Consider the following 20,462-nt stretch of genomic DNA (forward strand, 5'->3'; position numbering starts at 1 on the left):
GTATCGGGCATTTGGGGCGCCGTGATCGTCACTGCCCCGCTCCCACGCCGTTCTCCGACCCGCAGGAGCTGCCGTTCGCGGGCAGCGTGCCGTACAGCAGGAAGTCGTCGACCTTGCGGTGCACGCACTTGGACGAGGTGTAACCGGTGTGACCCTCGCCCTTGTTGTCGAGCACCACGGCCGACGGTCCCAGCCGCTTCGCCGTCTGCACCGTCCAGCGGTACGGCGTCGCCGGGTCGCCGCGGGTCCCGACCAGCAGCATCTTGGGCGTGTCGACGTTCTTCACCTTCTCGCGGATGAAGTCGGTGCCCTTGGGGCGGCCGTAGCACAGCAGGACCTGGGTGAGGCGGTACGGGCCGAAGACGGGCGAGGCCTCCTCGTACGCGGCGCGGAGCCGGTCGAGGTTCCTGGTGATCTCCCGGGCCGTGGGGCGGTCGGGGTCGTCGGCGCAGTTGATCGCCATCAGCGCGGCCGGGAGGTTGTCCAGGGGGACGTCCTCCTGGTCCACCAGCCCGCCGTCGGCGGACGGCGAGGTTTCCTGCCGGACCTGTCGCAGGCCCGGGAGCGCGAAGCCGCCGGTGGCGAAGGCCTCCACCCCGCGCGTGTCCCCGTCCTCGACCAGCAGGGCCAGGGCGCGCTCCAGCGACGGCCACATGTCCCTGCTGTAGAGCCCCTGGCTCAGCGCGGCGACCAGGTCCTGACCGGTGAACTCGCCGCTGAACGCGGTCGGGACCGGGTCCTCGTCCATCGACCGGACCAGGCGTACGACAGCTTCCCGGGCGGTCCGCGGATCCTGGCCGAACGGACAGGCGATGTCCTTCACGCACCAGTCGAGGAAGTCCTCCAGCGCGGTCTGCTGGCCCGCGGCACCCGCCACGCCCTGCCGGGTGACCGACTCCGTCAGCGTGTCCACTCCGTCGAGCGCCACCCGGCCCACCTTGTCCGGGAACTGGGCCGCGTACACCGCGCCGAGCCGCGTCCCGTAGGAGAACCCGAGGTAGTTGAGCTTGTCGTCGCCGAGCGCCTGGCGTATGACGTCCATGTCCCGGGAGACGTTCACCGTACCTATGTGCGACAGCACGGGCCCGGAGTGCTTGGCGCACGCCTCGGCCGCCGCCTTCAGCTGCCGTAGCACCGCGTTCGGATCACGGAGCGTCTCGTCGGTCCCGGCCGTGACGTTGGAGCCGCCGTACGGGTCGCTGCCGCAGCTGACCGGGGAGGACCGGCCGACACCGCGCGGATCGAAGCTCACCACGTCGTAGCCGTCGGTCAGGTCCATGAAGTCGTCGCCGCTGGTGGCGAGTTCGCTGACGCCGGAACCGCCGGGCCCCCCGAAGTTCAGCAGCAGCGAGCCGCGCTTGTCGCCGCTCGCCCGGTACCGGGCGAGGGCCAGATCGAGCGTTCCGGCGCCGGGCCGTGCGTAGTCGAGCGGCACCGTGACCTTTCCGCACTGCAGGCCGTCGGGCGGCTGCACGCCCTCGCACGCCTGCCATGTGACCTTCTGCCGGTAGAACCGGGTCAGGTCGGGCTGCGGATCGTCCGCGGCCGTGGCCGGCAGAGCGGCGCCCAGCATCGCCAGGCCGATGGCTCCGGCGACCGCGTGGCGTCGTACCGCGCGCCGCGGTGACAGCTTGGCCAGCATCGATGCCTCCAGGGCGCCCCGCTGGGGACCGGTGGACGGCGCCCTTGCTCACGATAAGCGCCGCCCCGAGGGGCCGCCTCCGGGCGGGACGCCCCGAGCTGTCGCACCCTGCCCGCTCACGCGTCCGATACGTGGGGTTACGCACTGTGTCGAGTGGTTCGGATGGCTTTACTGCTAGTTCGACAACCGTGCCACTCGATGGGGTGAAAGGCGGATAAGCCATAACTCGGATGGCTCACCAGCGTTTCATCCGATGCGGGTGAGTGCCCGTGACCACGTCTGGAAGGCAGGGACCCCATGAAACGGGTTACCCGAAACGGTGTGATCGCCGTCGCCGCCGCCTCGGGCGCGATGGCTGTGACGTTTCCGGCGCACGCCGACTCCGCGGCCGACGGAGCCGCGGTCGGCTCGCCGGGTCTGATCTCCGGCAACACCGTGCAGGTGCCGGTGCACGTCCCGGTGAACGTGTGCGGGAACACCGTCAACGTGGTGGGGCTCCTCAACCCCGCCGCGGGCAACCGCTGCGCCAACGTCAGCGCCGCCGACGACCAGGACCCCGGGTCGGGGGGCTCGTCGGGCGGGGGAGCGGTCGCCGAGAGCAGCGGAAAGGATTCGCCGGGTGTGATCTCCGGCAACGGGGTGCAGGTCCCGGTGCATCTGCCGGTCAACGTCAGTGGCAACACCGTGAACGTCGTCGGTGTCGGCAACGGGGCCGTCGGCAACGAGTCCGTTAATGGCCCCGGCGACCGCCCGGTCCGCCCCGAGCGTCCCGCGTCGCCGCCCGAGCCGTCGATCCCGCCGAAGGCCCTCCCGGCCCCGAAGCCGACGGCCCCGCACACCGCGCCGCCCACCACGTCCGGCCTCGCGGACACGGGCGCGGACGTGACTCTGCCCGCGGCGATCGGCGGCACGGCGATGGTGCTGGGCGGGGCGGCACTGTACCGGCGGTTCCGCCCCCGGGCGGTGCGCTGAGCCCACGCGCTCACGGCACGCACGAGGGGGCCCCATCGGCGGGGGATCGCCGGTGGGGCCTTGGGCCAGGGGGCCCGGGCCCAGAGTCGGGGGCTGGGCCGGGGCCGGGGGCTCGCGGTCTGTGGCGTGCGGCTGTGGCGTGCGGCCGGGGATGTGGCGGCTGTGGCGTGCGGCCGGGGATGTGGCGGCTGTGGCGTGCGGCCGGGGATGTGGCGGCCGTGGCTAGGGCCGGGGGGCTTGCGCCTGTGGTGCGGCCTGAGGGGCGGGGCCTGCGGGCCGTGGTGTGGCTTGGGTGCCGAGGCTGGTGGGCTGGGGGCTGGCGCTGGTGGACTGTGGTGCGGCCCTGCGGCGGGGGGCTGTGGTCTGCGGCCAGGAGCGGCGGCTTGCGGCCCGTCCTGTGGCCTGAGGGACGGGGCCTGCGGTCTGTGGCGTGTGGCCTGAGTGTCGAGGCCGGTGGGCTGGGGGCTGTGGGCGGGGGCAGGGGACTGAGGGCTGGTGGCCTGTGGTGTGGGGTGTGAGAGCCGGGGCCGGGGGTCTTGGCGGTCTGTGGCGTGTGGCCTGGTGCCGAGGCTGGTGCCCTGTGGCGTGTGGCCTGGTGCCGAGGCTGGTGCCCTGTGGGCTGTGGCCAGAGGGCCGAGGGCCTGCGGGCCTGTGGTGTGCGGGCCAGGGTTCTGGCGGTCTGTGGCCAGGGCCCGGGGCTTTGCTGGTTCTGGTTGTGGGGGCCATGGCCGGGGGCCTGAATCTGCCACCTGTGTTTGTGGCATGGGCCCGCGACGCCAGGGGACGGCCAGGGTGGGGCGGCTCAGCCCTGCACTTGGTAGAGCGGCGGTGCAACTTCCGTATGGCAGTGGCCGTACCGGAGGTGGTGGCACGTCCAACTCCGCCAGCCTTGAGGGCGTTGCTCGGAGGACGCTACGTACACGATGCGGCACACGCCCACCGAGGTGTGCGCGGTCGCGCACATCGGGCAGTGCTCGCCGGACGTGTACACCGTCGCCGCCCGCTGCTCCGGCTACAGATGCGCCGCCGACCAGTGCGCCGGCTCGAACCCCGGGTGCCGGGTGCGGTCGCCGGAGGCCACCCTGTCAGGGCCGGTCCGCGAGGGCCGCGGGCCGGCCTGGGCGTGACTCATCGACTCCCTTCCTGACGGGGTTTCCTACGGCTTGGGGGCGCTCTTCGCCGCCGTACCGGCGCACACCAGGCCCAGGATCAAGGCCAGAGCGCCGATGATGACGTTGTTCCAGACGACGCCGGCATCCGGGTTCTCGCCGACGATCCACGGCGAGATGATCATCCACACACCCAGCGCGCACATGGCCCAGCTGAGGCCGTACATGCGTTCGGGTGCCCGTGTGAACCCGAGTGCCAGCAGGCCGATCGCGATCCCGATGATCAGGTTGTGGGTCGCGAGTGCGGGCTGGTTGGTGCTGTAGTGGACCACCCAGGGGGATACGGCACAGTACAGACCGAGCAGGAACACCGGTCCGTCCACGAGCGCCACATCACGACCGCCGAGCACGCGGGAGTACCGGTCCCGCATTTCGAGTGCATCGGGGTGGCTGGCTATGTCACCTCTGCTGGGCTGGACGTTGGCCATGACTCGTCTCCTTTGGCTTTGCCGGCCTGACCGCGTCTGGTGCGGTATGCGGTAAGCGCCGCGCAAGTCCATTCTGCTCTTATTTCGCCTTTATGTGTAGATCTCGCCACTCTGATCACCGTGGACAGAACCGATCACATGGACCACACGCGCGAGCGCGCCCCCCCCCGGGGACGCCGACCTGCGTTTCCTCTACCAACCGCTCGCCGAGACCACCGCGGAACTCGCTGCACCGGGCCTCCGGCGGCTGAGGGCAGAGCCGCGGGGCGCGAAGTGCGACACCTGCTCGTCACCTGCTGTCGGCGGCGGGTTGCGCGCAGTTCACGCAGGCGTACATGGTCGCGCGGATCGAGGGCAGGCGAATCGTACGGGAGTTGTCCGCATCCGTCGAGGGTTCGACGTTGGAGGTGTCTGCGGCTATGGGTGCGAAGGTGATGGAGCGCTTTCCCGCCGGGGCCCCGCGCGGATCGTGGCCGGCGGAGGAGTACGCCGCCGCGCTGCGCGCCGAGGGGGAGCCGGCGACGGTCGTGATGGACCTGAAGTCGGACGCGTTCCTTGTGGTGGTTCCGGCGCGCGACGAGGAGTGACTACTGGCCGCCCAATGCGGTGGACTGCCGGGCCGTTGAAGGGTTTCCGTTGCCGCCCGGCCTGTCTCCCACGAGCAGTGCGCACGTCAGTCCGGGATCCTGGCCAGGGCGCTGAGGTGCGCGCGCCGAGACTCGGCGGTCTGCCCTTGGAGCAGCAGGAACATGGCCTCGCGCGCGAGCCGTTGGGCCTTGCTGTTCAGCGCCATCGACCGGCCGCCGCCGGACACCAACGCCGCCGTGGTCGCCGCGCGCATCACCTCGTACGACCGCAGCCTGAGCGCCAGCCGCTCGTCCAGGTGCTCGTGGGGAGCCGCCTCGTCGGCCAGCGTGTAGGCGCGGTGGCGCACCTCGGCGAGGCGGGTGCGCAGCGGACCCGCGGTGTCGTCGTCGAGGAGACCGAGGGCGGCCTCGGTGACACCGAAGACGGCGGGGGAGGCGGTCACCGTCTTCGGACGGTCCTCGGCGGCCCACCGCTCGTACGGCGCCCGCAGCGCCACCGCCTCCTCGGGCAGCCACAACCCGTCCAGCTCCAGCGACACCGTGCGCGCCGCGGTGAGCGCCGCGAGCCGCATCGGGGGCGAGGCGCGCAGCCCCGGCTGCTCCCGCGCCTCCGTGAACGCGAACAGCGCCTCGCCGGTGTCGGTCACCCCCGCCAGCAGCATGACGTCGTTCAGCCCCCACCCGGTGTACCAGGGCACGGTCCCGTCGAACCGCCACCCGCCCCGCTCCCGCACCACCCGCACCGGGGTCCGGGGATACGCCCGCAGATGCGCGTACGCCACGCCCGACAGCAGCTCACCGCGGGCCATCGGGCCCAGCAGCCGCTCCCGCGCCGGCGGCGCGCCCTTCACCAGCGTCGCGACCGGCGTGTGGTGCTGGGTCTGTACGAACCAGGTCGAGCAGCACGCCCCCGAGAGGATCTCCGCGGTCTCCCGCGCCACCGAGGCGGGCGCGGCCGAACCGCCGTACGCCTCGGGTGCGCCGATCCCGAGCAGCCCGGACCGCTTGATCGCCGCGATGTGGCCGGTGGGCACCTCCGACTGGTCCACCGTTTCGGCGTGCGGGGCGAGGAGGTCGTCCGCGAGCTGCCGGGCGCGGGTGACGAGCGGGTGCGGTGTGGTGGTCATGGGAAAGATCTTCCGGTGTCGTGGCGCGCGGTGTCGATCACGGCGGACGTCGTTCGTGTAGGAGGTGAGAGAACCCCTCGACGCCCCGGAGGCCGTCATGAAGTACTACCTGCTCAGCGTGATGCAGCCGGCCGGCGAACCGCCCGCCCCCGAGGTGCTCGCCGAGATCGGCAAGAACCTCGACCACTTCCACCAGGAACTGCGCGAGGCCGGCGCCTGGGTCTTCGCCGGCGGACTGCACGGACCGGAGTCGTCCACCGTGCTGCGGCCCCGCGACGGGGACGTCCTGATCACCGACGGCCCGTACGCCGAGGGCAAGGAGCATCTCGGCGGGATCTGCCTCGTCCGGGCGCCCGACCTCGACGCCGCCCTCGACTGGGGCCGCAAGGCCGCCCTGGCGACCACCCTGCCGATCGAGGTGCGCCCGTTCATGGGTGAGGCAGCCGACTGATGACGGCTGACGTCGAGGCCGTGTTCCGGGCCGAGTACGGCCGCGCGGTCTCCGTCCTGGTCCGCTTCCTCGGTGACATCGACCTCGCCGAGGAAGCCGTCCAGGACGCGTTCATGACCGCGGTGCGGCACTGGCCGGAGAGCGGTGTGCCGCCGCGCCCGGCGGGCTGGATCATCACCACGGCACGCAACCGCGCGATCGACCGGCTGCGCCGGGAGTCCTCCCGCGACTCCCGGCACGCCGAGGCGGCGCTGCTGTACGCCGCCGAGCCACCGGTGGAGGAGGGTCCCGTGCGCGACGACCGGCTCCGGCTGATCTTCACCTGCTGTCATCCCGCGCTGGCCCCGCACGCGCGGGTCGCCCTGACGCTGCGGCTGCTCGGCGGCCTGTCCACGGCGCAGATCGCCCGGGCGTTCCTGGTGCCGGAGCCGACCATGGCCCAGCGGCTGGTACGGGCCAAGGCGAAGATCCGCGACGCGCGCATCCCGTACCGCGTCCCCGGCGACGCCGACCTCCCGGACCGGCTGGCCACCGTCCTCGCCGTCGTCTACCTGATCTTCAACGAGGGGTACACGGGCGCGCCCGAGCTGTGCTCCGAGGCCGTACGCCTCGGTCGCCTGCTGGCCGAGCTCATGCCGGACGAGCCCGAGGTCACCGGCCTGCTGGCGCTCATGCTGCTCACCGAGTCCCGCAGGCCCGCACGGCAGGACGCGGACGGTGCGCTCGTGCCGCTGCCGGAGCAGGAGCGCACGCTGTGGGACCGGACGCTGATCGCCGAGGGCCAGTCGCTGGTCCGCCGGTGTCTGCGCCGAGGCCGTCCCGGCCCGTACCAGATCCAGGCCGCGATCAACGCCGTGCACAGCGACGCGCCGACCGCCCACGCCACGGACTGGCGGCAGATCCTCGCCCTCTACGACCAGCTCACCGCCCTCGCCCCCAGCCCGGTCGTGGCGTTGAACCGGGCCGTCGCGGTCGCCGAGGTCGAGGGCCCCCGAGCCGCCCTCGACCTGGTGGACGCGCTCGACCTCGACGGCTACCACGTCTTCCACGCCGTGCGCGCGGACCTGCTGCGCCGCCTCGGCCGCCACGCCGAGGCCGTACAGGCGTACGAGGCGGCCATCGCACTGACCGGGAGCGCGGCGGAGCGTGCCGTCCTGGCACGCCGCCGGGACGAGCTCGCAGGCTGAGGCAGCCAGGGTGACCGCACACGCTGAGCGCCTGCCGCACCGACTTTCACGGCTGAGCGCCTCCCGGGCACCCGACCTGACGCGCTGAGGGTATGCCGACCCGACCTCGTGCTGAGCGCGTTCCGGGCACGTCATGCGCTGAGCGCCTGCGGCACAGACCTCGTGGCTGAGTGCCTCGCAGGCACCCGACCGCACACGGTGAGCGCCCGCCGCACCGACCTCACCCCCTCGTGGCTGAGCGCTTACCGGCACCGACCTTACGGCTGAGCGCCCCGGGACCGCCCTCACACGCCGAGCGCCCCCCCGCACCAACGCTTCCGCATCCCGCCCGTCCATGCCGGACGAGGCGACCCGGCCCCCCTCCAGGACGTAGTACCGCTGGGCGGCGCGCTCGCGAAGCCGACGTGTTGTTCGACCAGTACTACGGAGAGTCCGCCACGTGCGGCCAGGGCGAGGATCGTGGCCTCGATCTCGGCCGCGACCGACAGCTGGATGCCCTCGGTCGGTTCGTCGAGGAGCAGCACCCGAGACTCCGTCATAGTGCCCGGGCGCCGGCGAGTTGCTGCCGCTGACCACCCGAGAGCAGGCCCGCGCGGCGGTTCGCCACTGCCCGCAGCGCCGGGAACAGCTCGACATGGCTGCGCCCCGAGCGCGTCGCCGTCCTCGTCCCGGTCGGCCTCCGTGCGGACGCGCGGGTCTGACCCAGTACGACCCCTGGACGTCGTCCTACGTCGACCGCGGCACCGATCGGCCGGCCCCGCGCAAGTTCCTCAACGTCGGCCAGACCCGTGTCGCCCCCGACCACGTCCTCACCGACCCGGAGACCGCCGCCGTCCCGGAGCCCCCGCAGGCCCGCCCGGTCGACCGTACGACCACGTACATCGCGCCTGTCACCGTCCCCCCGCCCCGACGCGGCGATCGGCTTCCTCAACGCCCCGACAAGCCGCTCGCCCCTCTCACGGTCTTCGACCTGCCGTTCGGCGGGGTAGGAGGAGAGAGCGGTACGGGCAGCCACCACGGCCGCCGGTCGATCGAGACGTTCAGCCACCGCAAGGCGGTCCTTGACAAACCGCTCAGCTGAGCGGCGTGCGGAGGCCGTGCTTACCCTGGAGACGTGGCTCGTTCCAACGATGAGGTCGCCGCGCTGTTCGCCGAGTACGCGGACCTGATCTCGATCACCGGAGGAGACGCGTTCCGGGCACGCGTGTACGAGAAGGCCGCCCGCGCGATCGGTGGCCACCATGCCGACGTGTCCAAGCTCGACGTCAAGGGCCTTCAGGAGATCCCCAACGTCGGCAAGTCGATCGCGGAGAAGATCGTCGAGTACTTCCGCACCGGCCAGGTGTCCGCGGTCGAGGAGCTGCGGGCGAGAATTCCCGCCGGGGTCCGGCGGCTGACGGCCATTCCCACGCTCGGCCCGAAGAAGGCCATGGCGATCTACCAGGAGCTGGGCATCTCCTCGATCGAGGAACTGGCCGACGCCATCCACGAGGAGCGGCTGCGGGACCTGAAGGGCTTCGGGCCCAAGACCGAGGAGAACATCCTGCACGGCATCGCGCTGCTGCGGTCCTCCGGGGACCGGGTCCTCATCGACGCCGCCACGGACGTCGCCGAGGGCATCGTCGCCCAGCTGTCGAAGGTGACCGGCTGCCGTCGGTGCGCGTACGCCGGCTCGCTGCGCCGCGTCCGGGAGACCATCGGCGACATCGACATCCTCGCCGCGGCCGAAAACTCCGAGCCGCTGATGCGGGCCTTCACCGAACTGCCGGAGACCAGCGAGGTCATCGCGCACGGCACGACCAAGACGTCGATCCGCACCACCAAGGGCCTCGCCGTCGACCTGCGGGTCGTACCGCCGGACTCCTGGGGAGCGGCGCTGCAGTACTTCACCGGCTCCAAGGCGCACAACATCCGCACCCGGGAGCGGGCCGTGCACCAGGGGCTCAAGCTGTCCGAGTACGGGCTGTTCGACGTCGAGAGCGGAGAGAAGATCGTCTCCGAGACGGAGGAGGACGTCTACGCCCGGCTCGGCCTGCCCTGGATCCCGCCGACCCTGCGCGAGGACCGCGGCGAGATCGAGGCGGGGCTGCGCGGTGAGCTGCCCGAGCTGGTCCAGGAGTCCGACATCCGGGGCGACCTGCACACCCACACCGACCTCACCGACGGTCTGGCCCCGCTGGAGGAGATGGTCGCCGCGGCCGCCGAACGCGGCTACGCCTTCTACGCGATCACCGACCACGCGCCCAACCTCTACATGCAGCGCATGACCGACGAACGGATCCTGGCCCAGCGCGAGCGCGTCCGGGAGCTCGACGAGGAGTACGGGCGGCGCGGCAGGCGCGGCGGGATGCGGCTGCTGCACGGCGTGGAGCTGAACATCGACCCCGACGGCGGCGTGGACTGGCCTGACGACTTCCTGACCGGCTTCGACCTGTGCGTGGCCTCCGTGCACTCGCACTTCAACCAGGGGCACGACGCGATGACCCAGCGGTTCGTGCGGGCCTGCGAGAACCCGTACATCAACATCATCGGCCACCCCACCACCCGCATCATCGGCAAGCGCCCCGGCGTCGACGTCGACCTGGACGAGGTCTTCGCCGCCTGCGCCCGCACCGGCACGGCGCTGGAGATCAACTCCCACCCCGACCGGCTCGACCTCAACGACGAACACATCCTGCGGGCCAAGCGGTACGGGGTGAAGTTCGCCATCGACACCGACGCCCACTCGACCCTCCATCTGGCCCACCTGCGCTACGGCGTGGGCACGGCACAGCGCGGCTGGCTCACCAAGGACGACGTGATCAACACCTGGCCGCTGACCCGCCTGCGGCGCTTCCTGCGCAAGGGGCGGACGGGGTAGCACCTGGACCCGGCCCCCTCAGGGCAGCCGTCGGCGCAGCAGCCCGACACCACCGTCCCGAGTCGGCCGCACCTGCACGTCCGGCCGGTCCATCAGCCGCACAAGTCCCGTACGCCGCGGTGAGAACAGCGCGGCGGTGAGCGGCGGGAGTCCGGACACAGCCGGGTCGTGACGTCCGGGAGTCCGAGGGGGCGGGGGAGCGTGTGCTGGTCGGAAAGGGGGAAGGGGTACGCCGTCCTGGCCGAATCCGGGGACGCGACCCGGCGAGGGGACGGCCCCCACCGGCTCGGTCTGATCGGGCTGTGCGCCGACATCGACGAGGCGGATCCCGCGCTCCCGGCAGCCCCGAGCGATCGACGTGTCCGGCGGCTCCACGCACAGCACCATCCCGGAGACATCACTGACCGCCGCCAACTGCCGCCCGAAGCCGTCGTGGTCGATGACGTCCACGGTCCCGGCGGATCTCTCCCTGGTCATGCCCCCTGAATCCACCGTGCGCGGCCAGCGCATGCGTCAACTCGTCCGACATCCCGGACGTTTGACTGGTCTACACCCTTGACTGGTACAGACCAACGCGGTTGAGTGTCGGTCCAACCCCCCACCACGGCTGCCCCCGCCGTCCCTCCCCGGGGAGCGGCCGTGCACCGCAAAGGAGCTGAACCTGTGTCGAGGCGTCGTCTTCGCATCTCCGCACTCTTGAGCTCGCTCGCCCTCGCGGGCGCCGCCCTGGTCCTCCAACCGGCCCCCAGCGCGTCCGCCGCCGCATTCGTGGTCAGCGAGGCGCAGTTCAACCAGATGTTCCCGAACCGGAACTCGTTCTACACGTACAGCGGTCTCACCGCCGCCCTCAGTGCCTACCCCGGCTTCGCGAACACGGGCAGCGACACCGTGAAGAAGCGGGAGGCCGCGGCCTTCCTCGCCAACGTCAGTCACGAGACGGGCGGCCTGGTGCACATCGTCGAGCAGAACCAGGCCAACCACCCGCACTACTGCGACTGGAGCCGGCCGTACGGCTGCCCGGCCGGACAGTCCGCCTACTACGGGCGCGGTCCCATCCAGCTCAGCTGGAACTTCAACTACAAGGCCGCAGGCGACGCGCTCGGCCTGAACCTCCTCAACAACCCCTGGAGGGTGCAGAACAACGCCTCGGTCGCCTGGAGGACGGGCCTGTGGTACTGGAACACCCAGACCGGCCCCGGCACCATGACCGGCCACAACGCCATGGTCAACGGCGCGGGCTTCGGCCACACCGTCCGCAGTATCAACGGCGCCCTGGAGTGCGACGGCAAAAACCCCGCGCAGGTGCAGAGCCGGGTGAACAACTACCAGCGGTTCACGCAGATCCTCGGAGTTTCACCGGGCGGCAACCTCTACTGCTGACGCCGGTTCGCGGGGCATGGTGTCATGCACCTGACTGCCATCCCTGCGGACGAAGGGCATCGTCATGCGTCGCACCCCCCACGCCCTGCTCGCCACGACCACCGCGCTGGCCGCCGCGGTGGTGGCGCCCTCGCCCCCGGCCGGGGCCGCGGCGGCGGCCCCGGCTCCCGGCGCGTACTACCTGCAGAGCACCATCACCGGCCTCAACGCGGCCGACAGCCAAGGCACGGTCGAACAGCACAGACCCAAGGGCAACGAGGACCGCCAGCAGTGGAACCTGCGGCCGAGCGGATCCTCGTACGTCCTCGAAAGCACGGACGCCACGGGCAGCTGCCTCGGCCGCTCGGCCGACCGGGCGCGCACCGTCGCCTGCGCGAGCGCCGACGCGGCCTGGGAGATCACGCCCACCGGCGCCGACCAGTACACCCTGAAGGCCCCCGGCACCGACCGCCACCTCACACTCGCTCCCAAGCCCTCCGGCGCCAACTACCCTGCCCAACTGGCGATCGGCACCCCCGGCTCCCTCGCCGCCTGGTACCTCACCCCCGTCACCCCGGCCACCACCCCCATGCCACCGCAGGACCAACGCACCCTGGACCAGGTCACCTTCCTCACCTCGCACAACGCCTATGCCAACGGCGTCGACGGCGGCTTCGCCCCGCCCTTCGTGAACCTGGCCCCGAACCAGTCGCGCGGCCTCACCCAGCAACTCGCCGACGGAGTCCGGGGATTCATGCTCGACATCCACCAGACCCCCGACGGCGCGATCCTCTGCCACAACAGCTGCACCCTGGTCAGCAGACCGGTCGCCCTGTGGGTCGACCTCCAGCGGATCGTGGACTTCCTCCGGGCCCACCCCGACCAGTTCGTCACCGTCTTCCTGGAGGACTACGTCGACCCGGGCGTCCTGCGCGCCGAACTCGCCCGCGTGAACGGCCTGGACGACGTCCTGTACCGTCCCGACCGGGCAGGCGTCCGCCAGAACGGCTGGCCTCGGCTCGCCGACCTGGTCGCCGCCAACGACCGGCTGCTGATCTTCACGGACCACAGCCGCTCCGCGGACCAGTCCGCGGGCCTGACCCGGGACAGCTTCGGCGTGATGTACCAGCGGGAGTGGACCGTCGAGAACTACTGGTCCATGGGCTCGGGCATCGGCTCCTCCGACTGGTCCTGCTACAGCCGCTGGTATGACGCGGGCACCAACATCCCGCTGACCCGCACCGAACCCGGCTTCCGCCCGCTGTTCGTGATGAACCACTTCCGTGACGTCCCGATCACCGCCACGGTCCGCAACGACAACACCAAACTCGCCGACCGCGCCCGCCGCTTCTGCCAGCCTGCCGCCCGCAAGAAGCCCAACTTCCTCGCCGTGGACCGCTACGAGCTGGGCGACTCCGCGTCCGCGGTGAACGCCCTGAACACCTACACGTATCCGTAACGCCATAAGCCCCGGACACCGGGGCCCCCGTAGCACGACTCAGTACCCGGTCACCGGGTAATGGTCGGAGAGATTGGTGTACGTGTAGTCGGTGCCCCGACTCGTCACCGTCCAGGGCGCGCTCTGCTCCTTTCGTGACAGCCCGCGCCGTGGTGTCGATGACGACAGACGCGCGGCCAGGGCATCGCGCCACAGACGGGACCTGTAGCAGGAGCCGTTGTCGGTCAGGACCCGCTCGACGGTGATCCAGCAGGAGGCGAAGTACGCCTGCGCGCGGCTCCAGAAGTTTGTGGCGGTGTCCTTCTTCTCGTCTGCGTGGATCTCGCTGTAGGCCAGGCGGGAGTGGTCGTCGACGGCGGTGTGCAGGTAGCTGTAGCCGGCGCCGGAACGCTTCTTGCGGCCCGCGGCGGGGCCGAGGACCTTGTGGCCGCCGCCGTCGGGGATGTTGCCGAGCTTCTTGTCCGGCACCCAGATCCGGGCCTCGGAGTCCATCGTGTCCGCGGCGGCCCGTGGTCTGGAAGAGCGAGGTCGTCAAAGGCGGACGAGTGCCAAAGGGCCCTCGCGAAGCCGACTCCCGAGCAACGAGCCCTGTACGACTCCATCGCGAGCCCGAAGGGTCTGACGGCCGCGTACAAGGCGTGGGCGCGGGAACTCCAACCGCATGTCTTGCCGCTCTTCACGCGGGCCGTCGACGGGGCGAAGAAGTCCCTCCCCGGTCTGACGCCAGGGAGAGTGCGAAGCCCGCGATCCCCGGTCTGACGCCAGGGAGAGTGCGAAGCCCGCGATCGTCGGGCTGGGTATCGCGCTTGGAAATACGTTCAAGGGCATCGTGGGAATCGTCGACGCCTTCTTCCCGCACATGGAATCCATCTCCCAGCGAATGCAGCGGATCACCGGCCGATTCGCGAACTGGGGGACTGGGCTCCGAGGCTCTCCCGAGTTTGAGCGCTTCCTCGACTACGCGAGCAGGATGGGCCCGATAGCAGCCGAGTCGCTCGGCGACATCGGCAGCGTTCTTCGAAGTGGGACGGGCACTCTCTCCGCTCTCCGGCCCACTCTTCCGCGTGCTGGGGGCGATGGCGGACGGAATAGCCACGATCGCGGAAAACGCGCCGTAGCTCGTTCAGGGACTCTGGCTAGCGGGCGTCGCCACGAAGGCGTGGACGCTGGCGATGATCGCCTTCAACTTCGTGATGAGGCAGAACACCATTGTGCGGATCGCTATCTGATCGGCGTCCTCCGTCATCGGCGAGTGCGTCGCCGACGCGTTGACCGACCCCGGCAGTTCGCGCCGGACAGCGCCCACAGGCTCCGCCCAGGTACTTGGGGCGGAGCCTCTATGGTCATCGCCGCAGGTCAGCCCAACCAGCGTCAGTGGCCCTGTACTTGCGCGCCCGTGCCCGGCCACGTCACCGCGGTCGTCGGCCCCGTGGGCGCACCGCGGATCGTCATGCCGCGGTGGCGGTCCTTACGCCCGGCGCACGGGAACGTTGACGTCGTCGACGTTGATGTGGCCCCAGCCGCCGGTCGCCTTGTCGACGACCTCGACGTAGATCCGTTCGCCGATGTGGCCCGAGAGGTCGAAGGTCACACGTCGGTACTGTTCGCTGCCGCGGCCGGTGGCCTTGGCCAGCACCTTCTCGTCGCCGGCACGGACGACGGCCGCGTAGAGGCGGTCGGGGTCGTTGCCGCCGGAGACGAGGAGATCGACGATGCCGTCTCCGCCGAGGGTGACGGTGGCGGAGCGGAGGACGCCGACCGCGTCGTCACCGCCCCGGTCCGGGTTGAAGCCCCACAGGTGGTGGCCGGCCGAGTCGTCCTCGGTCTCGGCCTGGTAGAAGGGTCCGCCCCAGCCCCAGTCGGTGCGGGTGGTCACGTTGGCGTCGCTGAAGGTCGTGCCCGAGACGACGGTCCAACCGGTGAGGTCTCCGGTGGCGAAGTCGTGGTTGGGGAGGGCGTCGACGTCCGTCGGGCGCGGCGGGTCGTAGGCGGCGGGAGCGACAGGGGTGTCGTAGGCGCCGTTCATCCGCCAGACGTCCAGGGACACGACCCGGGCCGATCCGCCCTCACTGGTCAGTCGCAGGCCGGTGGCGTCGGCCAGGGTGGGATAGACACGGCTGGTGAGGCTGTTGGTGCCGTTGACGTACGCCTCCAGCACCGAGCGGTCGAGCAGGATCCTCAGCCTCAGTCGTCCGCCGTCGAGTTTCACGGTCCCGCCGTGGACGCCCTTGCGGACGTCCGGGTCGAGGCTGGAGCGGCTGCGGTCGATGAAGAAGCGGTGCTCGGTTGCGTCGTAGGAGAGCAGGGTCTGCTCGCTGCCGTCAGCGGCGGCCCGGACAGCCAGGGTGATGGTCGTGGCTTCGCGCGGTTCTATGACGGCCTCGATGTCCAGCATGTCGCCAAAGACATCGGCGAGCCTGCGGTTCGCCTCCTTCACCGAGGTCTGACGGATCCTGGCCAGCCTCCGGCCCCGCAGGCCGGCCGCCTCGGCGATCGGTTCGATGCCGAGGGTTCCGTCCTGGCGCAGCGAGACACTGACGGGCATCCCGGCGTTGTGCGCCCAGCCGGACTGGGCGTGCTGCTGTTCGCTGCGGCGGTCCTGGGTGATGCTGAAGAGCACGGACCGGCCGTCGGGGGTGACGAAGCCGGAGGGGCCGGTGAAGTGCTCGCCGAAGTCGAACTCGCGGGGCTTTTCGTGGTCGGGCACGAAGCGGCACGTGTCCTTGTCGAAGGTGCCGATCCAGTAGTAGGTGTGCTTGACGGCGTTCGGGTTGAACGCCTCCCACCACGGGCTGATCAGCAGGATGTGCTTGCCGGTGCGCCGCCCCCTGGGGCCGGGGAGCGGGAGGAGGACCGGCAGCTCCCACACCTCGCCGGGTTCGGGCACCGTCGCGAGGTCGTTCCAGTGCAGCGGGCCGCGGTACTTCCACGGCCCCTCGGGGCGGCGGGCGGTGTGGACCAGGGCGGTTCCGCCGTGCTTTCGGGTGACCTGGGTGCCGTTGTAGTCGACGATGCCGCTGCCGACCAGCTGGTACCAGACGCCGTCCTCCTCCCAGACGAAGGGGTCGCGGAAGTTCTCCGCCCAGGCGGTGCCGGGGCCGGCCGGGAGGTCGGCGGGGGCTTCGGTGACCGGCTCGGGCTTCATGGTCCAGGTGGGCAGGTCCGTGTCGCCGTCGGTGGAGTACGTGGACACGGCGAGGCCGGTGCGCTGGCGGTAGGGCAGCCGGTCGTCGCCGCCGGTGAAGAAGAGCACCGGTCCTCGGTCGCCGTCGACGTAGGCCGAGCCCGACCAGCAGCCGTCCGGGCCGACCGAGTCCGCGGCGGGGGCGAGGGCGATGGGGAGGTCGCGCCAGTGCACCATGTCGGTGCTGACCGCGTGCCCCCAGTGGATCTGGCCCCAGAAGGGGCCGAGCGGGTCGTGCTGGTAGAAGATGTGGTACTTGCCCTTGAAGTACACGGGCGCGTGCGGCTCGTTCATCCAGTGCCAGGGTGGCAGCATGTGGAACTGGGGGCGGTGCCGGTCGCCGTCGAAGCGGGCCCGGTTGGGGGTCAGGTCCGGACTCGGCACGCGGCGGCCGGGGAGCGCCGCGATCGTGTCGGCGTGCTCCCGCTGCGCCGTCGCATCGTCCAGGGCGCCCGGGCGGATCACGAGGCTGTCCATCAGGCCCATGTACATGTTGGCGTGGAACTCGCCGTTGAGCAGGGTGGGCCGGTTGTGCCGCCCGATCAGCAGGGGCTCGCCGGAGGCCAGTTCGGGAGCCTTGTCCGGGGTGGTCGTGGTGCCGATCAGACGGCCGTCGCGGTAGAGGCGCAGTTCATGGGCGGCAGGGTCGTAGGTGGCCGCCACGTGCGTCCATCTGCCCTTGGCGGCCGGTTGGTCCTGGGCTCCCTTGACCTCGATCAGGTCGGTGCCGAAGCCGAGTTGGAAGACGATCCGCCCGAAGCGGCGCAGGCCGAGCAGGAATCCGGTCCTCGCGTCCGGGTTGTGCTGGTTGACCAGGGCTTGGGGCTTGCCGTCGATGCCGTGCTCGTACGCGTAGGGGGCGATCCACACGTCGACGGTCATGCCGTCGGCCGGGTCGAGCTTGCCGGGGCCCTGGGCGGTGACGACGGTGGAGTAGCCGTCGAAGTACAGTGCCCGGCCGCGCACCCCATGGCGCCGTAGGGGATCGCTGTCGGGCTTGTAACGGGCGTCGTTGAAGACGTAGTCGATGGGGTCGGCGGAGCCGGAGACCGCCTCGTGGGTGACCGCGCCGGTGCGCTCGTCGAAGTCCCAGCGGGCCGTGGGGTGTTGAGGGCCGCGCCGTTCCTGGGCGGCGGCGGGAACGGGAGCGAACGAGAGAGGGACGACGGCGCCGCCGATGGCGGCGGACACGACACTGAGGGCTGTCCTTCTCCTCATGGGCTTGCTCATGGACTGGCTCCTGGGCGGTACGCGGCAGGTCTGACGCTCTGCCAAATCGGTTTAAGCGGGTGGCTCGGCATCGTTCGCGCGCCGCTCCTGCTAACGCAAGAGCTAACGCAGACCGATTTACCTGGCTGTTACCTGAAGACCTCACAAAACGGCACATAGTGCCCACGTTTCCCATTCGCAATGTCCGGGGTGTTGACATCAGGCGATACGCGCATCAGTCTCGTCGCACCTTGCTAATCCGATTTAACAACGGAGCTGAGCAGCTGATGTCTGAACGTCGCGTGACCATGGCCGATGTCGCCCGCAAGGCGGGCGTCTCGCCGACGACCGCGTCGTTCGCCCTGTCCGGCCGTACCGACATGCGCATCTCCGACGCCTCCCGTCGGAAGGTGCTGGACGCCGCGAAGGAGCTGGGATACCGCCCGAACGTCACGGCGCGCAGCCTGCGGACGAAGTCGACACAGACCATCGGGTTCGTGTCGGACCGGATCACCACGACACCCTTCGCGGGCGAGGTGATCCGCGGCGCGATGGAGGCCGCGCGGGAGCGGGACAACCTGCTGTTCATCACGGAGGCGGGCGGCGACCGCGAAGCCGAGTCGTCGCTGGTCCACGCGCTGCTGGACCGGCAGGTCGACGCGGTGATCTACGCGTCCATGTTCACCCGGTACGTGACGCCGCCCAAGGAGTTGTTCGGGCGCCGGGTGGTCCTGCTGAACTGCCTGGCCCCCGGCTTCGACGCACCGTCCGTCGTCCCGGACGAGCTGGAGGCCGGCCGCGACGCGGCCCGCGCCCTGCTCGCGGTCGGCCACACCGAGGGCATCTGGGCGATCGGCGGCCACCAGGCCGTCCCGGCCACGCCTGAGGGGATCATCGCCGGCAACGAGCGCATGCGTGGCCTGGAGGAGGTCCTGCGGGAGGGCGGCGCCCGCCTGGACGGTGTCGTCGAGTGCGACTGGAGCACACCGGACGGCTACCGGGAGGTGTCCGCGCTGCTCGCGGCGGGCCACCGCCCCCGGGCGCTGGTGTGCCTGACCGATCGGGTCTCCTTCGGCGCCTACCAGGCGCTCGGCGAGGCGGGTCTGTCCGTGCCCGGCGATGTGTCGGTGGTCTCCTTCGACGACCAGGACATCGCGGCCGTACTGCGCCCGGCGCTCACCACGCTGAAACTGCCGCACTACCAGCTCGGCCGCCTCGCCGTGGAGTTGATCCTCCGCAGGGGGCCGCTCGAAGCCGTCGTACACCGTGTGCCCATGCCGCTGCGGGAACGTGCCTCCATCGGCACGCCTGCTGAGGGCTGATACCGGGCGCCCGAAAGACGGTTGTCCCGCCGCCCGGGACCTGAGACTCCCGGGCGGCGGGACGACCACCAAGAACAGCGACCGTCGCAACCGGTCGCCGAGGCGGGTCCGGCAAGACCCGTCTCAGTGAGATGGAGGAACCCTCGTGGTGTTCAGAACCAGGCGCCTCGCTGGTGCGAGTGTAGCCGTCATGGCGGCGACCGCGCTGGTCGCCGGATGCGCGACCGGAAGCGGCGGCAGTACGTCCGGAGCCGGCGGCGACACGCTCACCCTGTGGACGCACAACGCCGGCAACTCGGCCGAGCTCGACGTCGTCAAGAAGATCATCAAGGACTTCAACGGCTCCCAGAGCACGTACAAGGTCGAGCTCCAGGCGTTCCCGCAGAACGACTACAACAACTCGGTCGTGGCCGCGGCCTCGGCCCGCAAGCTGCCCTGCCTGCTCGACGTGGACGGCCCCAACGTGCCGAACTGGGCCTGGGGCGGCTATCTTTCCCCGATCGACGTCTCCGGCAGCGAGGTCCCGCTGGACGACCAGCTGCCCAGCACCGTCGGCCGCTACAAGGACAAGGTGTACGCGTTCGGCTTCTACGACGTCTCCCTCACCTTCTTCGCCCGCAAGTCGGTGCTGAACGAGTACGACATCCGCATCCCGACCATCGACAAGCCGTGGACGAAGGCCGAGTTCGACGCCGCGCTGGCCAAGCTGAAGAAGGGCGGGAAGTTCGAGTACCCGCTGGAGATGGGGACGGGGAGCCTCGGCGAGTGGTACCCGTACGCGTACTCCCCGCAGCTGCAGAGCTTCGGCGGCGACCTGATCAACCGTGACGGCTACAAGACCGCCTCGGGCGCCCTGGACGGCGAGAAGGCCGTGGAGTGGGCCACCTGGTTCGGCTCGCTGGTGAAGAAGGGCTATCTGTCGAAGAAGTCCGGGGCCGACCCCAACAAGGACTTCCTGGCCGGCAAGAGCGCCATCCAGTGGGACGGCAGCTGGAACGCGGCCAAGAACGCCGAGAAGCTCGGCGACGACCTGGCGATCATCCCGCCGGTCGACTTCGGCAACGGCCCCAAGATCGGCGGTGCCTCCTGGCAGTGGGCCATGAGCTCCACCTGCTCCAACAAGGCCGGCGCCCAGGCGTGGCTGAAGTTCTCCCGCCAGACCAAGTACTTCGTCGACTACGCCAAGGCCACCAGCACCATCCCGGCCACCGACGCCGCCGCGAAGCAGGTCGCCGACTACCAGCCGGGCGGGAAGTTCAACGTGTTCGTCCAGTTCGCGCGCGAGTTCGCGCAAGTGCGCCCGGTCACCCCGGCCTACCCCTACATCTCCACCGAGTTCCAGAAGGCGACCCAGGACATCCTGGCCGGGGCCGACCCCAAGGACGCTCTGGGCCAGGCCGCGAAGGACATCGACAACGACCTGAAGTCGAACAACCACTACGCCGGCTGACCCGCCCCGGTCCGGTTCGGGCCCCGACCGCGCCGTCCCCGCGCACCCGAACCGGA

Annotated in this window: 14 protein-coding genes and 4 pseudogenes; 10 read left to right on the forward strand and 8 right to left on the reverse strand. The window is 70.7% G+C overall.

Going from position 1 to position 20,462, the window contains the following annotated elements; all coding sequences use genetic code 11:
* Positions 1–28 precede the first annotated feature (28 nt).
* The gene (locus tag KWI83_RS23805) at positions 29–1,642 is read right to left on the reverse strand and encodes an alpha/beta hydrolase (RefSeq protein ID WP_218516423.1); all 1,614 of its coding nucleotides are present in this window, start codon (positions 1,640–1,642) and stop codon (positions 29–31) included.
* A 297-nt stretch (positions 1,643–1,939) separates the two neighbouring features.
* Between KWI83_RS23805 and KWI83_RS39795 the strand changes: the two genes are divergently transcribed.
* Positions 1,940–2,614, forward strand: a complete 675-nt coding sequence (locus KWI83_RS39795; RefSeq protein WP_218516424.1) for a chaplin family protein — start codon at positions 1,940–1,942, stop codon at positions 2,612–2,614.
* A gap of 842 nt (positions 2,615–3,456) precedes the next feature.
* On the opposite strand, the pseudogene KWI83_RS38975 reads toward KWI83_RS39795, so the two are convergent.
* Positions 3,457–3,701: pseudogene (locus KWI83_RS38975) on the reverse strand (nucleoside deaminase); the annotation flags it as partial.
* A 69-nt stretch (positions 3,702–3,770) separates the two neighbouring features.
* Complete coding sequence (locus KWI83_RS23820) at positions 3,771–4,211, reverse strand: SPW repeat protein (protein ID WP_218516426.1); 441 nt, start codon at positions 4,209–4,211, stop codon at positions 3,771–3,773.
* Between the two features lie 419 nt (positions 4,212–4,630).
* On the opposite strand from KWI83_RS23820, the gene KWI83_RS23825 reads away from it, so the two are divergent.
* Positions 4,631–4,798: a hypothetical protein gene (locus KWI83_RS23825; RefSeq protein WP_218516427.1), complete on the forward strand. Its 168-nt coding sequence runs from the start codon at positions 4,631–4,633 to the stop codon at positions 4,796–4,798.
* Between the two features lie 86 nt (positions 4,799–4,884).
* Here KWI83_RS23825 and KWI83_RS23830 read toward each other — a convergent pair whose 3' ends face one another.
* Positions 4,885–5,925: an acyl-CoA dehydrogenase family protein gene (locus KWI83_RS23830; RefSeq protein ID WP_218516428.1), complete on the reverse strand. Its 1,041-nt coding sequence runs from the start codon at positions 5,923–5,925 to the stop codon at positions 4,885–4,887.
* Between the two features lie 97 nt (positions 5,926–6,022).
* Here KWI83_RS23830 and KWI83_RS23835 point away from each other — a divergent pair, with 97 nt between their 5' ends.
* Entirely contained in the window at positions 6,023–6,376 is a 354-nt protein-coding gene (locus KWI83_RS23835; protein WP_218516490.1) for a YciI family protein, read from the forward strand.
* Positions 6,376–7,563, forward strand: a complete 1,188-nt coding sequence (locus KWI83_RS23840; protein ID WP_218516429.1) for an RNA polymerase sigma factor — start codon at positions 6,376–6,378, stop codon at positions 7,561–7,563. Before KWI83_RS23835 ends, KWI83_RS23840 begins: the two co-directional genes overlap by 1 nt.
* A gap of 303 nt (positions 7,564–7,866) precedes the next feature.
* Here the strand turns inward: KWI83_RS23840 and KWI83_RS23845 are convergent.
* Positions 7,867–8,194 (reverse strand): annotated as a pseudogene (locus KWI83_RS23845) (ATP-binding cassette domain-containing protein); the annotation flags it as partial.
* 93 nt (positions 8,195–8,287) lie between these two features.
* Here KWI83_RS23845 and KWI83_RS23850 point away from each other — a divergent pair.
* Together KWI83_RS23850 and polX are read left to right on the forward strand one after the other, a co-directional pair.
* Positions 8,288–8,644: pseudogene (locus tag KWI83_RS23850) on the forward strand (hypothetical protein); the annotation flags it as partial.
* Positions 8,645–8,677: 33 nt separating this feature from the next.
* Positions 8,678–10,423 carry a DNA polymerase/3'-5' exonuclease PolX gene (gene polX, locus KWI83_RS23855; RefSeq protein WP_218516430.1) on the forward strand — a complete coding sequence of 582 codons (1,746 nt, stop codon included), beginning with the start codon at positions 8,678–8,680 and terminating at the stop codon, positions 10,421–10,423.
* Between the two features lie 18 nt (positions 10,424–10,441).
* Here polX and KWI83_RS23860 read toward each other — a convergent pair whose 3' ends face one another.
* Positions 10,442–10,900 (reverse strand): hypothetical protein, encoded by a 459-nt coding sequence (locus KWI83_RS23860; RefSeq protein ID WP_218516431.1) that lies wholly within the window; start codon positions 10,898–10,900, stop codon positions 10,442–10,444.
* Positions 10,901–11,086: 186 nt separating this feature from the next.
* On the opposite strand from KWI83_RS23860, the gene KWI83_RS23865 reads away from it, so the two are divergent.
* Both KWI83_RS23865 and KWI83_RS23870 read left to right on the forward strand, forming a co-directional pair.
* Entirely contained in the window at positions 11,087–11,803 is a 717-nt protein-coding gene (locus KWI83_RS23865; protein ID WP_218516432.1) for a chitinase, read from the forward strand.
* A gap of 64 nt (positions 11,804–11,867) precedes the next feature.
* The gene (locus KWI83_RS23870; protein WP_218516433.1) at positions 11,868–13,241 is read left to right on the forward strand and encodes a PI-PLC domain-containing protein; all 1,374 of its coding nucleotides are present in this window, start codon (positions 11,868–11,870) and stop codon (positions 13,239–13,241) included.
* A 171-nt stretch (positions 13,242–13,412) separates the two neighbouring features.
* Here the strand turns inward: KWI83_RS23870 and KWI83_RS23875 are convergent.
* Both KWI83_RS23875 and KWI83_RS23880 read right to left on the reverse strand, forming a co-directional pair.
* A pseudogene (locus tag KWI83_RS23875) lies at positions 13,413–13,715 on the reverse strand (DDE-type integrase/transposase/recombinase); the annotation flags it as partial.
* A gap of 994 nt (positions 13,716–14,709) precedes the next feature.
* Positions 14,710–17,655 carry a GH32 C-terminal domain-containing protein gene (locus KWI83_RS23880; RefSeq protein ID WP_218516434.1) on the reverse strand — a complete coding sequence of 982 codons (2,946 nt, stop codon included), beginning with the start codon at positions 17,653–17,655 and terminating at the stop codon, positions 14,710–14,712.
* 266 nt (positions 17,656–17,921) lie between these two features.
* Between KWI83_RS23880 and KWI83_RS23885 the strand changes: the two genes are divergently transcribed.
* The gene (locus tag KWI83_RS23885; RefSeq protein ID WP_256362726.1) at positions 17,922–18,956 is read left to right on the forward strand and encodes a LacI family DNA-binding transcriptional regulator; all 1,035 of its coding nucleotides are present in this window, start codon (positions 17,922–17,924) and stop codon (positions 18,954–18,956) included.
* Between the two features lie 190 nt (positions 18,957–19,146).
* Positions 19,147–20,406 carry a sugar ABC transporter substrate-binding protein gene (locus KWI83_RS23890; protein WP_256362727.1) on the forward strand — a complete coding sequence of 420 codons (1,260 nt, stop codon included), beginning with the start codon at positions 19,147–19,149 and terminating at the stop codon, positions 20,404–20,406.
* The last annotated feature ends 56 nt before the right edge of the window (positions 20,407–20,462 follow it).

Origin of the sequence: Streptomyces sp. TRM70350 (genome assembly GCF_019219825.1) — a bacterium.
GTDB lineage: Bacteria > Actinomycetota > Actinomycetes > Streptomycetales > Streptomycetaceae > Streptomyces.

What these genes read in the sequence shown, in the direction of transcription:
- KWI83_RS23820 (WP_218516426.1), bottom strand. Translation starts at nt 4,211, where the DNA reads ATGGCCAACGTCCAGCCCAGCAGAGGTGACATAGCCAGCCACCCCGAT.
- KWI83_RS23880 (WP_218516434.1), bottom strand. Translation starts at nt 17,655, where the DNA reads ATGAGCAAGCCCATGAGGAGAAGGACAGCCCTCAGTGTCGTGTCCGCC.
- KWI83_RS23835 (WP_218516490.1), top strand. Translation starts at nt 6,023, where the DNA reads ATGAAGTACTACCTGCTCAGCGTGATGCAGCCGGCCGGCGAACCGCCC.
- KWI83_RS23830 (WP_218516428.1), bottom strand. Translation starts at nt 5,925, where the DNA reads ATGACCACCACACCGCACCCGCTCGTCACCCGCGCCCGGCAGCTCGCG.
- KWI83_RS23805 (WP_218516423.1), bottom strand. Translation starts at nt 1,642, where the DNA reads ATGCTGGCCAAGCTGTCACCGCGGCGCGCGGTACGACGCCACGCGGTC.
- KWI83_RS23860 (WP_218516431.1), bottom strand. Translation starts at nt 10,900, where the DNA reads ATGACCAGGGAGAGATCCGCCGGGACCGTGGACGTCATCGACCACGAC.
- KWI83_RS23885 (WP_256362726.1), top strand. Translation starts at nt 17,922, where the DNA reads ATGTCTGAACGTCGCGTGACCATGGCCGATGTCGCCCGCAAGGCGGGC.
- KWI83_RS23840 (WP_218516429.1), top strand. Translation starts at nt 6,376, where the DNA reads ATGACGGCTGACGTCGAGGCCGTGTTCCGGGCCGAGTACGGCCGCGCG.
- KWI83_RS23825 (WP_218516427.1), top strand. Translation starts at nt 4,631, where the DNA reads ATGGGTGCGAAGGTGATGGAGCGCTTTCCCGCCGGGGCCCCGCGCGGA.
- KWI83_RS39795 (WP_218516424.1), top strand. Translation starts at nt 1,940, where the DNA reads ATGAAACGGGTTACCCGAAACGGTGTGATCGCCGTCGCCGCCGCCTCG.
- KWI83_RS23870 (WP_218516433.1), top strand. Translation starts at nt 11,868, where the DNA reads ATGCGTCGCACCCCCCACGCCCTGCTCGCCACGACCACCGCGCTGGCC.
- KWI83_RS23890 (WP_256362727.1), top strand. Translation starts at nt 19,147, where the DNA reads ATGGCGGCGACCGCGCTGGTCGCCGGATGCGCGACCGGAAGCGGCGGC.